Origin of the sequence: Pontibacter mucosus (assembly GCF_003054055.1) — a bacterium.
GTDB classification, from domain to species: Bacteria; Bacteroidota; Bacteroidia; order Cytophagales; family Hymenobacteraceae; genus Pontibacter; species Pontibacter mucosus.
On sequence record NZ_QBKI01000010.1, the window covers coordinates 57,925 to 73,523 of the forward strand.

Sequence of the window (15,599 nt, forward strand, 5' to 3'; positions counted from 1 at the left end):
TGCTCATCTGCCATTTAACTGCATCGCCTATACTTTGTTTCGGCGCGGGTTCTGAAGGTTTGCTAGGCCATCATTTCTTGCTGGAAGAACACCAGCCGGATGGGGTTGTCAATCGGGCTTTGGGTGGGGTCGCAGTGGTAGCCGAACATATCCACGCCGTTGAGGTAGGGCAACAGCTTTTTATAGTACGTATGGCCGGTGTTCTCTGGGTTAAAGGTGATGTCATGGAAGACGCAGGTGCGCTTCTGGGCCATGCGCTCCAGCCGGTCAAAGAGGGCTTCGGGCTTGCCCAGGTCGCCGGAGTATACAAAACGCTCGTCGCCCTCCTCAAAAATGTACGCATACGTTTGCAGGCCCTCCGAATGTTTGCCGTAGGTATCCACGCAGGCAATGCCCTCGAAGTTCTCCAGCGGCACGAACTCCGCATACTTGTCCGGGTCCTTCACCTGTATTTCCAGAAACAAGTATAACTGCTGCTTAAACTGCTCCGAAGGGTAGAAAATAACCGGCTTGGGCGCCTTCTCCACGATGCTTTTGTAGAGGAGCAGGTTGGCCAGGCTGCCGCAGTGGTCGTTGTGCAGGTGGGTGATAATGATGTGGCTGACCTTCTGCACGAGATTTTTCTGCACCAGCGCCGGAAACACGGTAAAGCCGCAGTCTATCAGCAAGTGGATCCCCCGGAAGTTTAGTACAGCTGCAGAATTGAGGTATTCGGTGTCGAAGGCACCGCCCGTTCCTAAAAACTTAATATCCATATAAGTGCAGTGGCCGCAGGGGCATATACAGGTGAACAAGAAATATAGCGGCCGGAAGCAAAAATAGTTGTAAGAAAAGTGGGGCTATTTTCTCAGGCGCTATACAAGATACTACAGGGCAGGGAAATTATACTATGACACCCGGAAAAAACTTACCAACAGAACCGGTGTTGCGCCGTAAAAAAGAGCCGTAACCAGTGCAGCTGCCCATGGATGCTCATCAACTACCCCCAAACGAGAAAGCCCTGCTTACCCACGAACTGCTGAACCAGGAGTACAGGCACCGTATACTGGAGCCGCGCCGCAGCCACATGCACGAGCTAATCTCCACCATGCTCTCGCACCGCACCAACCACAAAGACGAGGAGAAAGCCTTTTATACCATGCTGGAGCGCTTCGGCGACTGGGAAGGTGTGATGAACGCGGATGTAGACGAGCTGGCCGATGCCATCCAGACGACCCGCTACCCGGGGCAGAAGGCGCCCCAGATACAGCAGACCCTGCAAATTATAAAGCAGGAGCGCGGGGAGTTCAACATCGATTTCCTGGAGGAGATGCCGGTGGAGGAGGCCATGGCCTGGCTGACCAAACTACCGGGCGTGGGGGTGAAGACAGCCACCTTGCTTTTGCTCTTCAACTTCAAAAAGCCGGTGATGCCCGTGGATACGCACGTGTTCCGGATAAGCCAGCGTGTGGGGCTGATTGGGGCCAAGGTAACAGCCAACAAGGCCCATACCATACTTCTGGAGATGCTGCCCCCGGAGCCGGAGGTACTCTACAACTTTCACATCCACATGCTGCGCCACGGCCAGCGCATCTGCACCTTCTTCAGCCCCAAATGCGAGCAGTGCGTGCTAAACGGCATCTGCAACTATTACCAGGACGTGCGGCAGAAGGGGATTGATAAGGCGGCGTGAAATGAGGGTAAGATAAGTATAGCTTTATACTTTGCGCTTACTTGCCAGGAACTGCAGTACTTGTTTTCAGCCAGTCTGCTTTGCTCATCTCGAGCCTTATCTCGTCACCGTGCAGGCCGGTTTCTGTCCAGCCCATTCTTCTGTAAAAACCCGCTGCCCTGGTGCCGGGAGAGGTGCCTAGCCATACGTTGTCTTTTCCGGTAGCGAAGTACCAATCGAGCATGAGCTTGTGCAGGTGCCGCCCTATTCCCTGTCCTTCAAATTCCGGCCTCAGAAACAGCGCCCAGATGCTATCATCCTCCAGGTCAGCAATCGCGAATCCTACTATCAGGCCAGCTACCTCGCACACCCAGCCTTTACCTCTTTTGGTCAGATACTCCTGGCAGTCATTGTCTGTCACACGGCTGGGGTCGGACAAGATATTCTCCTTTACCGAGTGCCGCACGGCTTGTATCTGGGCTATGTCATCAATCGTGGCTTCCCGGTATTTCATGGTTTTAAAGTTACTCATGCAGCTGAAGTCCAAAGTATAGCGAGAGATATGGCTGAACTTTGTAAGCCGAAGTTGTTCTTTTTTTATAAGAGTTAATGTAAATGAATCTAAAAAGAAGCTTCTATTCTCAATATTAGCCACACAACTGCAAGCGTGAAGGCCATACCTATGATTTTATTTCCAACATCATAAGCTAAACTATCGGCAGTTATACCACTATACTTGTTTTTTATAGCCTTAAAAGATTTTGGTTGTCTTCCCTTTGCAGTATCAACTACAAAAAGAGTCACCCATCGAACCCAAAGGCCAATGTACTCGAAGAAAAGTCCGCCAAAAATTGCTTGGAACGTACTTATGCGATTTCTATAATGGGCCGATTTTACTTTTCATACTTTACAAATTTGTTAAAATTGCCTGTGCAGCCGACGGGTGGTGCGTAGGTGGGGATAAAGGCTGAATTTTACAGAGCGATTGCTATGCTTAGTTATTCCTACCAGTCGGCTTTACCCCAAAATATTCCCACAAATAGGCTTCGTACTCAGTTGCGTCTTTCAGTGGTATTTCCTTAATAAGATCTCCTTCCTTTATCTTGAGCTTGTTCTCTGTGAGCGTGATCCGGCCTTGTTCGGTGGGAAGCGTGATCATGCTTCGCTGCCTGAAGTGGGAGCTAGGATCAGTCTGGTGGAAGTGGCACATGCCGCCGAATTCATCGAACGCCCTGGCTGTTTTCCGGAAGATGTATTCGGGCCGGAGCTCGCCGTTTTCCATGCGGCTCACCCGGTAATAGCGCTCATCATACTTATCGAAGACGTAATTGCCCCGCGCATCAGCCTGTACCTGGTTCAGTTCTATCTTCAGTGGCGCAAAACTGAATTCCCCGAACCCAACATCTGTCAGATATTCTTCTCCCTTGATAGTTACAAGCAGCGCCAGGTGGTCGTACTCCGGCGAGTAGGTTCCTTTGCTGGCCGAGTATACTTTGGCAGAAATCCGTTTTACATCAAAGCCAAAAGCAGAGAGTAGCTCAAAGTATAAACCGTTCAGCTCGTAGCAGAACCCGCCCCGCTTTTGAAGCACCACCTTGTCGAAGATCTTTTCCACGTCCAGTTCGACCGGGATGCCGTTGTGAATATCAAGATTTTCGAAGGGTATGGTTAACAGGTGACGTTTCTGTAGTTGCTGCAGCACTTCCAGGGTCGGCTGTCGTTCCCCGGAATAACCAATGCGGGCCAGGTAGGCTTCGTAATTCATGTGCTTGGATGTTATGCTTTTACAACTGGGGTGAATTGAGTACCCATCAATATAATACGTACTGCCATACCCTTATACTTGCCCTGCCTCATTTTTAAGTATAAGCAACCGAACTATACATATTCCAACGAAACACCTCGCTCACTAACCTCCAGCCTAGCCTCGCGGCCGCACACCAGCGCCAGGTTGTCTGGCTCATGGCCGGTCGGGAAGCCATAGCAGACAGGGTAATCATACTTGGCTGTGTGCTCGGCTATAATCTCGTAGGCGGTTTTGCCGAAAGGATCGGCGTTGTCTTTCATGTCGCTGAAATGACCTATGATCAGACCGGAAAGGTCACGCAACTTACCGGCGCGGTCCAGGTGCACCATCATGCGGTCGATGCTGTAGAGGTACTCGTCCACGTCCTCCAGGAACAGGATTTTGCCTTGCGTGCCGAAGTCGGAGGGGGTGCCGGAAACGTTGTGCAGCAGCGCCAGGTTGCCGCCAATCAGCTGGCCCTGGCCGGTGCCGGAGCGGTTAAACGGATGCGGCGCCACCTCGTAGGCTAACTCCTCGCCAAAGAGCACCCGCCGCAGGCTGTCCAGCGCGGCCTCGGTACCGGTAGGGAAGAGCAGGGGCATAATGCCATGTATACTTTCGATGCCCAGGCTATGGATGTGGCAGAGCAGCGAGGTGATGTCGCTGAAGCCCACCACCCACTTCGGTTGCTCCTGAAACCGGCTGAAGTCTGCCTGATCGAGGATGCGGGTGGTGCCGTAGCCGCCACGGGCGCAGATAATGGCTTTAATATCAGGACGGTCCAGGGCCTGTTGCAGGTCCTGCAGGCGCAGGGCATCGTCGCCGGCAAACACGCCATACGTGGCGCCCACGGTGGGGCCAACCTCCACCTCCAGCCCCCACGCCTGCAGCACCTGGATGGCCTGCTCTACGGCTTTGCGGTCTATTTTTCGGGCAGTGGCAATGATGGCAACCTTATCGCCGGGCTGAAGAGGAGTAATCATATTTTATACTTTGTTTGGCTTAGGGCTAAGTTATAGGTTTTAAGCAAGATTTGCGAACAAGGCATTTTTTAACCATCTTCGAAAACTTTTTTTTACAGCCGAACACCTCACGCAGCCAGCCTGTGCGAGAAACTAATCAACCTCAACCCTTATATGACACAAGTACAGAAGAAAAAATCAGGCGTGGACAAGTTCCTGTCGGTAGTGGAGCGCATTGGCAATGCCCTGCCGCACCCGGCCACGCTCTTTGCAGGCTTTGCGCTGCTGGTGGTGATTCTGTCGTGGGTGGCGAGCCAGTTTGACATGGCCGTGGTGCACCCCGGCACAGGCCAGACGGTAACACCTGTTAACCTGCTCTCCGCAGAGGGGCTCCATATGATCCTGACCCGCATGGTGACCAACTTCACCGATTTTGCCCCACTGGGTACGGTACTGGTGTCGTTGCTGGGTATTGGTATTGCCGAGGGAACGGGCCTGATTGGCACGGTGCTGCGGCTGGTGGTGCTGTCGTCGCCGAAGCGCCTGCTTACGTTTGTAATTGTTTTCTCGGGCGTGATTTCTAACACAGCCTCCGAGGTGGGTTATGTGCTGCTGGTGCCGCTGGCGGCCGTTATCTTTTTGGCTGCCGGGCGTCATCCACTGGCTGGTTTGGCGGCGGCTTTTGCCGGTGTATCAGGGGGGTATAGTGCCAACCTGCTGCTGGGTACCATCGATCCGCTGTTGGCAGGACTTTCCACGGAGGCTGCCCGTATCATCGACCCGAACTATATGGTGAACCCTGCCGCCAACTATTACTTCATGTTCGTATCCACGTTTGTGGTGGCGGGACTTGGTACCTGGGTGACGGAGAAAATCGTGATACCGAGGCTTGGCGAGTATGACGGCGATGAGAAGCCGGAAAGTATAGACCGCCTGAACACACAGGAGAAGCGCGGCCTGCTTTATGCCACCATCTCCATCCTACTGATGATCGCTTTTATACTTGGCGGCCTGATTCCGGAGAACGGTTACCTGCGCAACCCGGAAACCGGTGACATTCTTAACTCGCCGTTTATGTCGGGTATTGTGGCCTTTATCTTTATACTTTCCGGGGTGGCTGGTATTGCCTACGGCATCGGGGCCAAAACTATCAAAAACGACAGCGACGTGATGCGTGGCATGTCCAAGTCGATGGAAACGCTGGGCTCTTACATTGTGCTGGTGTTCTTCGCTGCGCAGTTCGTAGCCTATTTCAACTGGACCAACCTGGGCCTTATCCTGGCTATTAATGGCGCCGACACGCTGAAAACAATGGGATTGAGCGGCATTCCGCTGATGATCATGTTTATACTTGTGGCGGCCTCTATTAACATGGTTATGGGATCGGCCTCGGCCAAGTGGGCTATTATGGCGCCTGTGTTCATCCCGATGTTTATGCTGCTGGGCTACACGCCGGAGTTTACGCAGGTGGCTTACCGCATCGGCGATAGCGTGACCAACATCATCTCCCCGATGATGTCGTACTTCGCCCTGATTGTGGCCTTTATCCAGCGCTACGATAAGAAAGCCGGTATCGGCACGGTTATTTCCACCATGCTGCCATACTCTATTGTGTTCCTGATTGGCTGGGTTATCCTGTTCATCATCTGGATTTTGCTGGATCTGCCTATCGGTCCGGGCGCGAACCTGTACATGCCTTAGTTTTAGACAAAGGACTTTTTGACAAAAGACAAAGGAGTTCTTTCAAAGTATAAAAATTGAAACAGCCGCAGGAACTGATGCTCCTGCGGCTGTTTTGCTTTCAGTGTGCTGGTTTCTACTTTACCAGTTTCAGGCCTAAACTCACCAGAAACTGCTCGTTGCGTACTTTGCCGTCGGTTAGCTGGCTGGTGTTGGTAAAGTCGCGGTTGATGCGCTCGTAACGCGCGTCCAGGGTGATGGAACCGATGTCAACGCCCAAACCAACCTGGTAGCCCCAGTCGGAGTTGTCGTAGTAATCTTTAATGGAGCGGCCTTCCTGCCTGGCCGTCAGGAGCATGGAGGCCACGGGGCCAGCCTGCACGCGCGCCACCCGCAGAAAGTTAAAGCCCACCAGCAGCGGCACATCCAGCCGGTCGAATTTAAACTTCTCCACCCGCACCAGGGTGCTGTTGGGGTCGTCCTTTACCTCTACCTTACCGCCCGAGGTGGCAAGTATGGCTTCGGGCTGCAGCAGCAGGCCCAGCAGCTGCAGCCGCACAAAGGCCCCGGCGTGGTAGCCGGTAATGTTATCGGCCGTAGCGTATTGCTGCGGAGAGTTCTGCACATCGCTTAGCTTTACCTTGGAGGAGCTTACCCCGCCTTTTACACCTGCCTGAAAGAGCTGTGCCTGGGCCGTTATACTTATCGCCAGCACAGCTATCATCGTCAAAATAGTCTTTCTCATAGCTTTCAAAATTTATTGGTCGGAAGGCTGACGTTGTTCTAACGAACTAAAGTATACGATAATACATAAAAAAAGCCGCCCCCGGGGAGGGGGCGGCTGTATGCCAAATTCCTTTTTAGGTAGTAGAAAACAGGAATGGGATTCTTTTTATTTACATCTCACCTTAAACAAAACTTCCCCTTTTGGCTTATGCCACAAAGATAGCCTTTTAAATTTACACGCAGCTGCGGATTTATACGAACAGCCTGTTTTATGGCTTTACTTTCAGCTTTTCTTAGACAAACATCCTGATTCGGCCTACAAAAAACATTTAGGAGTTAAAGAGTTAGAAAGTTAAAGAGTTAGGGAGTTAGAAAGTTGGGGGTGACAGATTTGCTATGCACTACTCCTAAAGAGATTTTCTACTAATCCAGGCGCAGCCATTTGGCAGGAGCTAAAACAGGGCTGGCAGATTCATTTAGGCGTTGATGCCGTATACTTCAAGCATAATTTATACTTTTGAGCCCACCATACTTCCAAACATGCGCCTGAGATCGAAGCCGGTACTTTGCAATTACTACGTTACCTACCGCTGTAACGCAAAGTGCTCGTTTTGTGATATCTGGGAGCGGCCCTCTCCTTACATCACGCTGGAGGATGTGGCGCAGAACCTGCGCGACCTGAAGCGGCTGGGGGTGCAGGTGATCGATTTTACCGGCGGCGAGCCTTTGCTGCACCGCCAGATAGACCAGATGCTGGGCATGGCACACGAGATGGGCTTTATCACCACGCTCACCACCAACGCCATGCTCTACCCCAAGCTGGCCCAGCGCCTGAAGGGCAAGGTAGACATGCTGCACTTCTCCCTCGACTCAGCCGACAAGGAAGAGCATGACCGTGGGCGCGGCGTGGCCTGCTACGATTTTGTGATGGAGTCGATTAAGGTGGCGCGGGAGCTGGGCGAGCGGCCGGATATTCTGTTCACCGTGTTCCGCCACAACCTGCACCAACTGGAGGAGGTGTACCAGAAGATTATACTTCCGAACAAGCTGGTGCTGATACTTAACCCGGCCTTTGAGTACAACCAGGTGGAGACCGGCGAGCAGCTGACACCCGAAGAACTCCACTACCTGAGCGAGTTTGGCAAGCGCAGGCAAGTATACCTGAACGAGGGCTTTGTGCAGCTGCGCCTGGACGGGGGCAACAAAACAGCCAAGCCCGTGTGCCGGGCCGCCAGCACCACGCTGGTGATTTCTCCGGAGAACGAACTTATACTTCCCTGCTACCACCTGGGCACCCAGAGCTTCCCCATTAGCGGCAACCTCTACGCTTTATACTTAAGCCAGGAGGTGGAGGCGCTGAAGCGGCAGGAGGGAAGGCTGCCGGCCTGCGAGGGCTGCACCATCAACTGCTACATGCAGCCCAGCTTCGCCACAGAACTGAGCACCTACTTCTGGAAAGCCCTCCCCAGCACCCTGAAGTATAACTACCTCAAAGGTACCTGGAAGAGGCTGATTTGATATTTAACTCTTACTTTTGCTGTATCAGGAGCTTAGTGGCTTCACTTTCTAACTCCTAAACTCTCTAACTTTTTAACTTAAACTATGCCAGTTATACTTCCGGTTAAGGGTGTGCGGCCGCAGATGGGCGAAGGCTGCTGGATTGCCGAAAACGCAACCATTGTGGGCGATGTGGTGATGGGCGATGAGTGCTCTGTGTGGTTCAACGCCGTTATCCGCGGCGACGTGAACAGCATCCGGATCGGCAACAAGACCAACATTCAGGATGGGGCCGTGATCCACTGCACCTACGAGCGGGCTGCGACCACCATCGGCAATAATGTTTCCATTGGCCACAACGCCATCGTGCATGGCTGTACGGTGCATGACAACGCGCTGGTGGGCATGGGCTCAATTGTGATGGATAACGCCGTGGTGGAGCAGAACTGCATTGTAGCGGCAGGTGCCATCGTGCTGGAAAACACCGTCTGCGAGTCAGGGTGGATTTATGCAGGCATACCAGCCCGCAAGGTAAAGCAGCTGAGCCAGGAGCAAATCGAAGGCCTCGCCAGAACAGCGAATAATTATGTAATGTACAGCAGCTGGTTCAGCGGGAAGGGGTGATTCTCTTTTAAGAACTAGAGAAAGGTTTTGTAGTGCCGGGTCCAACCACCCCTAGCCCCTCCTTAGCCAAGGAGGGGAGCCTGTAGTTACTCTGGCTGAAGTATAAGTTTTATAGCGACAGTTCTCGCGCGGACAGGTCGCGACCTGTCCCTACAAAGTATGGGACTCAGCAAATGATTACACCCCTATTGAGCTTTGCTCGCAAGTTTCGAACTCCCGTTCTCACTTGTCCTCAAGGGGACAGTTTATACTTGCTACTCTCTCTGTCATCTCGAGCAGGGCGAGAGATCTATCTGGAATTCTGTATAGATCTCTCCCAAAGGTCGAGATGACAGCAGTAGCAGTGGCTATCGAACCTGTTCCCAGCCTTTGGGTTGAGCGCCTCGAGAGGTTCCGGTGCCTGAAAGGCAGCCCGAGGTACGAGGGCAGGAAGCGAAAGCAGCGCGATGCCCTTATCGAGGGCCCCTTCCCCCAAGGCGAGCCCCCTCGGGCTTGAGAGTTCCAAAGCCAGAGGTGCAACGTTAGGTTTATGTGAACTAGAGGATGAACGGTGGCTAGAGAGGATAGCTTGTGTCCAATTACAGGAAGCGACGGCTATGGAAGTATAAACTGACAAGTATAAAAGTATAGCCAAAGTATAAAGTATGGACAAAGTACAGAGTATGGCTTTTCAAGCCAGTCAAGTTGCAAACTTGACACCATAGTAGGACACAAGTCTGAAGACTTGCGCCAGAAGGAGGGAAAGGCACAAGCGGACGCTTGCGCCAGAAAAGAATGACAGAAGATAAAGTATAAATCAACCCTCCAAATGCTGCAGCACCCGCTGTTGCAGCAGCGCCAGCTTCTCATCCGGCAGCTGCTCTTGCACAATCTCGAAGAAAACGCGCTCTTCCTGGCGGATGTGCTGCTCCAGCAGTTCCCCTACCTCATGCAACTTATCGGGCAGTTCACCTTCGGCCACACCGGGCAGGGCAAGTATAAGCCGCTCCAGTTGGCGATGCTCCGACTGCAGCGCCTCCGCCTGCTCTTTTAGTGCTTGCGAGTAGTCCGCGGCAAGTATAAATACTGTGTCCTCCTCCAGCTTGAAATGCGGCAACAGGTGCTCCTGCAGGAAGGTAAGCACATAAGCACGCTTTGTAGTGGGAGTGGTGGGCATTCCTTTGTAGGCAGGCGCGCCATGCTGCAGCAACCTGGCCGTTAGCAGGCCCGCGTGGTGCTGGCGCGAGATCGGTATAAGGCTCTCGTGGCGTTTCATTCGTTAACCGCGTATTTCCTCCCGATCCTCCTCACGCACCGTCAGCAGCACCCACTCCACGCGGCGGTCCGATTTCTCCAGGATGCGCACCAGGTACTGGTTAAAGGTGGTGGTCTCGTTCAGGTTCTCCGGAATCTGCCCGTAAATCACGTTCAGCAGGCCGCCAATCGTTTCATAATCCTCGCCCTCCGGCAAGGGGTAAGGCAAGTAATCGTTGGCGTCGGACACGGCAGCCGAGCCATTTACCTTATACTCAAAGTCGCTCAGGCGCTCTACAATCGGAGCTTCCTCATCGTACTCATCCTGAATCTCGCCCACCAGTTCCTCGATAATATCCTCAATGGTGACGATACCCGACACCCCGCCAAACTCATCGGTGGCAATGGCCATGTGCAGGTGGCGGCGCTGGAACTGCTTCAGCAGGCGGTTGATTTTCTTGGTTTCCGGCACAAAGTAGGCAGGGCGCATCAGATCCTCTATTACAATAGCCTTGCCTTGGCGTGAAATGCTCAGGATGTCCTTCACGTAAAGTATACCTACAATATTATCGATGTTGCCGCTGTACACGGGCAGGCGGGAGTAGCCTTCGTTAAAGATAATCTCCATCAACTCCTGCTCCGGAATGTTTACATCCACGGCCACCATGCGGGTGCGGGGCACCATGATCTGCTTCACCATACGCTCACTGAACAGGAACACGTTCTCGATGAGCTCGTGGTGGGAGTCCTGTATGGCGCCGCCCTCCACGCTCTGCTCAAAGAGCAGGCGCAGCTCCTCAGCAGTATGCACCTCAGACCCGTGCATGGGTTGTATGCCCATGGCCCGAAGCACCATGTTGGCCAGTCCGTTCAGGAGCCAGATAAACGGGCTGAAAAGGATGTAGAAGAAACGCAGCGGATACGCAATGGCCAGGGTGGTAGGCTCAGAGCGCTGTATGGCCAGGGATTTTGGGGCCAGCTCGCCAAACACAATGTGCAGCACGGTGATAATGGCAAAGGAAATGGGCAGCGCGATGGTGTGCGCCAGCGCCTCGCTCCCCTGAAAGCCAAAGGTGTGCATCACGTTGATCACGAGCTTCGCCACCACGCTCTCGCCAATCCAGCCCAGGCCCAGCGAGGCCAAAGTAATACCCAACTGCGTGGCCGAAAGGTAAGCGTCAAGGTGGGTGAGCATGTGCTGCGCTAGCTTGGCCGCGGCGCTTCCGGTTTGCGCCCGGAGCTCTATCTGCGAGGCGCGCACCTTTACAATGGCAAACTCTGCCGCCACGAAAAAGCCGTTGAGCAGTACAAGAAATATCGTCAGGAGTATATCGAAGACCATGTTGTATGTTTTTCGCCGTGTTGTATCAGCAAAGCCGTAAAATTAGTAAAATACGTGCTCGTTTTACATGTGTATATGCTGAGGGTACTATATTTTACGACCAACGGCACCAGCAGGGCTGTAAGAGGCGCTTCTCTACTCATTAAATTTTAAGGGAGTACCGGTGCAAAACCTGCGGCCCGGCCAGGTGTTTATACTTCGCGGGGACAGAAAACCGGTTTAAAGTGTTACGCTCATAGCGCAGCCGAATTATGGCCGGTTATTTGTGGCAGAAGAGCCAACGTTAGGGCCGCCAAAGCGGTTGTTTAGCAAACATCTCCCGGGTGCGATAGAGCCGCAAGTATAAATTGCATACTTTTGTATTGCCAAATTAAGCTCAAGACAGCAAAGCAGGCGGCTATGGTTGCCCTGTAAAGTATACATATGATGACTAGACGTATCACCCCGAAGCAGCTGCTGACCACGTGGCTGTTTTTTATGATGGCCTTTGTGGTGCAGGCGCAGGTACTCAAACCTGCTACCTGGAGCTATGACGTTTCTAAAAAGGAAATGGCCGTGGGCGAAGAGGTGGAACTGATCTTTAATGTGAAAATCGACAAAGACTGGTACCTCTACTCCTCTGACTTTGACCCGGACCTGGGCCCGATGGTCACGACGTTCTCTTTCGCCAAGCACCCTTCTTACGAGTTGGTGGGCAAGATAAAGCCCGTTAACCCCAAGAAGAAGTATGATGAGCTGTGGGAGGGGGAGTATACCTACTTTGTGGGCACTGCCCAGTTCCGCCAGAAAATCAGGGTGCTGCAGCCCGATCTGCAGGTAAAAGGCGAATATGAGTACCAGGTTTGTACCGACCTTACCGGCCAGTGCATCCCGTTTGACGATACGTTCACGTTCTCCAATAGCCAGATAAAGGTAAGCGGCACGGCCGCAAAACCAACCACGCAGCCTGAGGCAAAAGCTGCTACCCAACAACCACAGGAGCCTACTAAACAGCAGGATGCTGCACCTGCGCAAGTGCCGGACCTGGCCACTGCCGCCGCCGCTTCTGCCGATACCGATACGGCTGCAGCTCCGGCAATTGCAGCGACTACAAATGATAACGATACACCCGAGACCATTTCGGCCATACCCGATGCAGCTGAAGGCACCGCTGACGAAGGCCTGTGGGCATTTTTGCTGATTGCCTTTGGATCAGGGCTGCTAGCGTTGCTGACGCCCTGCGTGTTCCCGATGGTACCCATGACGGTGAGCTTTTTTACCAACAGCAGCGGCAGCCGGGCGCAGGGAATTCTGAAAGCGCTGGTGTACGGCCTGTCTATCATCGCCATTTACACGTTGGTGGGTACCATTGTGGCCCGGCTTTTCGGTGCCGACGGAGCCAATTTCCTGAGCACACACTGGCTACCCAACGTGCTGTTCTTCCTCATTTTCATAGTGTTTGCCATGTCGTTTTTCGGCATGTTCGAGATTACGCTGCCTAGCTCGTGGCTGACTAAAATCGACGCCAAGGCAGATCAGGGCGGTTGGATTGGCGTGTTCTTCATGGCTTTCACGTTGGTGCTGGTTTCCTTCTCCTGCACCGGCCCGATTGTGGGAAGTATACTGGTGGCCTCTGCCGGCGGCGAGACCATCCGCCCGATTGTGGGCATGTTCGGCTTCTCGCTGGCCTTTGCCCTGCCTTTCTCCCTGTTTGCCGTGTTCCCGTCGTGGCTGAGCAGCCTGCCGAAATCCGGTGGGTGGCTGAATTCGGTGAAGGTGGTGCTGGGCTTTATAGAGCTGGCCCTGGCGCTCAAGTTCCTGAGCGTGGCCGACCAGGTATACCACTGGGGGCTGCTGGACCGCGAAGTATACCTGGCCCTTTGGATTGTGATTTTCACGCTGATGGGCTTCTACCTGCTGGGCAAACTCAAGTTCTCCCACGACTCGGAGGTGAAGTATATCAGCGTACCGCGCCTGTTCTTCGCCATCATCACCTTTGGTTTTGTAGTGTACCTGATCCCGGGCCTGTTTGGTGCCCCGCTGAAGGCGCTCTCCGGCTACCTGCCGCCACAAACCACGCAGGATTTCGATATCAACAAGATTGTAAGGCAGAACGCAGGAGGCAGTACAGCTGTGGTTGCCGCCAGCAACGAACTCTGCGAGACGCCAAAGTATGGCGATTTCCTGCAGCTGCCCCACGGGCTACAGGGCTACTTCGACCTGGAGCAGGCCAAAAAATGCGCTGCCGAGCAAGGCAAACCCATCTTTATCGACTTTACCGGCCACGGCTGCGTGAACTGCCGCGAGATGGAGCAGAACGTATGGTCAGACCCGGCCGTGCTGAAGCGCCTGCGGGAGAACTACGTAATTGCCGCCCTGTATGTAGATGACCGCACCGAACTGCCTGAAAGCGAGCAGTATGTGAGCCCGTACGATGGCAAGTTGAAGAAAACGATAGGCCGGAAGTATGCCGATTATCAGATCACCAAGTTTAACGTAAACGCCCAGCCATACTATGTACTGATGGACGAGAACGAGAACGTGCTGGTAAAGCCCACTGCCTATGATCTGAATGTCAATAACTTCGTGAAGTTCCTCGACGCCGGCGTGGAGGCTTACAATAACAAGCACCAGATGGCCGGAAAGTAGATAGAAAGTATAAAGTATAAAGTATAAATCCCTGTTGCAGCACATGGCTGCAACAGGGATTTATACTTTAAGGACTAACTCGGTGAAGGCAAATGAGCCTCGGTAGGGTTAGCTATACTTTGCCAGACGCTTGCGGGAACTGCGCACTCCGCGAGGTCTAAAAACAAAAATCCTGACCAGTTCTGGTCAGGATTTTTGCATATAGTCTTGATACTTGATACGAGTATCGGGATACGCCGAAATTACTTCGCTTCGTTGTAACGGCGGGTTACTTCCTCCCAGTTCACCACGTTCCAGAAAGCGTTGATGTAATCCGGACGGCGGTTCTGGTAGTTCAGGTAGTAAGCGTGCTCCCATACGTCCAGGCCCAGGATAGGCTGGCCACCGCATCCTTCTGCAAACGGCATCAGGGTGTTGTCCTGGTTAGGGGTTGAGCATATTTCCAGCTTGCCATCTTTTACGCACAGCCAGGCCCAGCCAGAGCCAAAACGGGTAGCCGCAGCCGCGTTGAATTTTTCCTTAAACTGGTCGAAAGAACCAAAAGCCGAGTTGATAGCCTCTGCCAGTTCGCCGGATGGCTGGCCGCCACCGTTCGGAGAAAGGATGGTCCAGAACAGGTTGTGGTTGTAGTAACCGCCACCGTTGTTGCGAACCGCTTTGTTATCGGCATCAATGCTCGTCATGATTTCCTCGATAGACTTACCTTCCAGCTCCGTTCCGGCAATTGCCTTGTTCAGGTTATCGGTGTATGCCTGGTGGTGTTTTGTATGGTGGATTTCCATTGTGCGCGCATCGATGTGCGGCTCCAGTGCATCGTAAGCATAAGGTAGTTTCGGAAGTTCGAAAGCCATAGTTTTATATAATTTTATGGTTAAAAAATTTGATTGACATACATGCAAATGAGATGTACGGCGTCCCTTCAAAGTTAGTTAATTTCTTTTAGCCGCAAAGAAGGAGGCCATCAGGTCGGCGCACTCCTGCGCCATAATGCCGCTTACCATCTCTGTTTTAGGGTGCAGTAGATTCCCTACTCTTCTATAACCGCGTTTGGGCTCAGATGTTCCGAACACCACCCGTTTTAGCTGTGCCCAGTAACTCGCGCCGGCGCACATCACGCAGGGCTCCACGGTTACGTAAAGCGTGCAGTCGTGCAGGTACTTGTTGCCCAGGTACTCGGCGGCGGACGTCAGGGCCAGCATCTCGGCGTGGGCCGTCACGTCGTTGAGCTTCTCGGTTTGGTTATAGGCTTTGGCAATAATGCGGTTGTTGGCCACCACCACAGCCCCAATCGGAATCTCGCCCTCCTCGTAGGCATACTGTGCCTGGCGGTATGCCTGCTGCATGTAATACTCATCGCTGTGGATGGATAAAAAATCTGTTGCCATAGGGTAAAGATGAGCACATCAGGTATAAAATACAAGTATACTATACTAGCCTACGGAGTTGCTACGCGCAGGACTTGTAGGATTT

Annotated in this window: 14 protein-coding genes; 5 read left to right on the forward strand and 9 right to left on the reverse strand. The window is 53.0% G+C overall.

Translation table 11 applies throughout. The features are described 5' to 3' along the window. Window positions 1–62: 62 nt before the first annotated feature. Window positions 63–755: an MBL fold metallo-hydrolase gene (locus tag C8N40_RS17735; RefSeq protein ID WP_108213147.1), complete on the reverse strand. Its 693-nt coding sequence runs from the start codon at window positions 753–755 to the stop codon at window positions 63–65. A gap of 209 nt (window positions 756–964) precedes the next feature. On the opposite strand from C8N40_RS17735, the gene C8N40_RS17740 reads away from it, so the two are divergent. Further along, window positions 965–1,672, forward strand: coding sequence for an endonuclease III domain-containing protein (locus tag C8N40_RS17740; protein WP_108213148.1), 708 nt, complete (start codon window positions 965–967; stop codon window positions 1,670–1,672). 37 nt (window positions 1,673–1,709) lie between these two features. Here the strand turns inward: C8N40_RS17740 and C8N40_RS17745 are convergent, their stop codons facing one another. The 3 genes from C8N40_RS17745 to C8N40_RS17755 form a co-directional block, all read right to left on the reverse strand. Beyond that, window positions 1,710–2,165: a GNAT family N-acetyltransferase gene (locus tag C8N40_RS17745; RefSeq protein WP_108213261.1), complete on the reverse strand. Its 456-nt coding sequence runs from the start codon at window positions 2,163–2,165 to the stop codon at window positions 1,710–1,712. A gap of 480 nt (window positions 2,166–2,645) precedes the next feature. Next, window positions 2,646–3,416, reverse strand: a complete 771-nt coding sequence (locus C8N40_RS17750) for an arylamine N-acetyltransferase family protein (protein ID WP_108213149.1) — start codon at window positions 3,414–3,416, stop codon at window positions 2,646–2,648. Window positions 3,417–3,529: 113 nt separating this feature from the next. Continuing rightward, on the reverse strand, window positions 3,530–4,420 hold the full coding sequence (locus C8N40_RS17755; protein ID WP_108213150.1) for a S66 peptidase family protein: 891 nt from the start codon (window positions 4,418–4,420) through the stop codon (window positions 3,530–3,532). Between the two features lie 153 nt (window positions 4,421–4,573). Here C8N40_RS17755 and C8N40_RS17760 point away from each other — a divergent pair, with 153 nt between their 5' ends. Continuing rightward, window positions 4,574–6,100, forward strand: coding sequence for an AbgT family transporter (locus C8N40_RS17760; RefSeq protein ID WP_108213151.1), 1,527 nt, complete (start codon window positions 4,574–4,576; stop codon window positions 6,098–6,100). A gap of 115 nt (window positions 6,101–6,215) precedes the next feature. On the opposite strand, the gene C8N40_RS17765 is transcribed toward C8N40_RS17760, so the two are convergent. Beyond that, window positions 6,216–6,824, reverse strand: coding sequence for a porin family protein (locus C8N40_RS17765; RefSeq protein ID WP_108213152.1), 609 nt, complete (start codon window positions 6,822–6,824; stop codon window positions 6,216–6,218). Between the two features lie 521 nt (window positions 6,825–7,345). Here C8N40_RS17765 and C8N40_RS17770 point away from each other — a divergent pair. Both C8N40_RS17770 and C8N40_RS17775 read left to right on the forward strand, forming a co-directional pair. Further along, a complete protein-coding gene (locus C8N40_RS17770; RefSeq protein ID WP_108213153.1) occupies window positions 7,346–8,323 on the forward strand; it encodes a radical SAM protein in 978 nt (325 codons plus the stop codon). An 84-nt stretch (window positions 8,324–8,407) separates the two neighbouring features. Beyond that, a complete protein-coding gene (locus tag C8N40_RS17775; RefSeq protein WP_108213154.1) occupies window positions 8,408–8,926 on the forward strand; it encodes a gamma carbonic anhydrase family protein in 519 nt (172 codons plus the stop codon). A gap of 796 nt (window positions 8,927–9,722) precedes the next feature. Here the strand turns inward: C8N40_RS17775 and C8N40_RS17780 are convergent. Both C8N40_RS17780 and C8N40_RS17785 read right to left on the reverse strand, forming a co-directional pair. Next, window positions 9,723–10,181, reverse strand: coding sequence for a hemerythrin domain-containing protein (locus C8N40_RS17780; RefSeq protein WP_108213155.1), 459 nt, complete (start codon window positions 10,179–10,181; stop codon window positions 9,723–9,725). Between the two features lie 3 nt (window positions 10,182–10,184). After that, window positions 10,185–11,501, reverse strand: a complete 1,317-nt coding sequence (locus tag C8N40_RS17785) for a hemolysin family protein (RefSeq protein ID WP_108213156.1) — start codon at window positions 11,499–11,501, stop codon at window positions 10,185–10,187. 426 nt (window positions 11,502–11,927) lie between these two features. Between C8N40_RS17785 and C8N40_RS17790 the strand changes: the two genes are divergently transcribed. Next, window positions 11,928–14,129 (forward strand): protein-disulfide reductase DsbD family protein, encoded by a 2,202-nt coding sequence (locus C8N40_RS17790; protein WP_170114146.1) that lies wholly within the window; start codon window positions 11,928–11,930, stop codon window positions 14,127–14,129. A 242-nt stretch (window positions 14,130–14,371) separates the two neighbouring features. Here the strand turns inward: C8N40_RS17790 and C8N40_RS17795 are convergent, their stop codons facing one another. Together C8N40_RS17795 and C8N40_RS17800 are read right to left on the reverse strand one after the other, a co-directional pair. Next, the gene (locus C8N40_RS17795; RefSeq protein ID WP_108213157.1) at window positions 14,372–14,980 is read right to left on the reverse strand and encodes a superoxide dismutase; all 609 of its coding nucleotides are present in this window, start codon (window positions 14,978–14,980) and stop codon (window positions 14,372–14,374) included. Between the two features lie 78 nt (window positions 14,981–15,058). After that, window positions 15,059–15,514 (reverse strand): nucleoside deaminase, encoded by a 456-nt coding sequence (locus tag C8N40_RS17800; protein WP_245905177.1) that lies wholly within the window; start codon window positions 15,512–15,514, stop codon window positions 15,059–15,061. Between the last annotated feature and the right edge of the window lie 85 nt (window positions 15,515–15,599).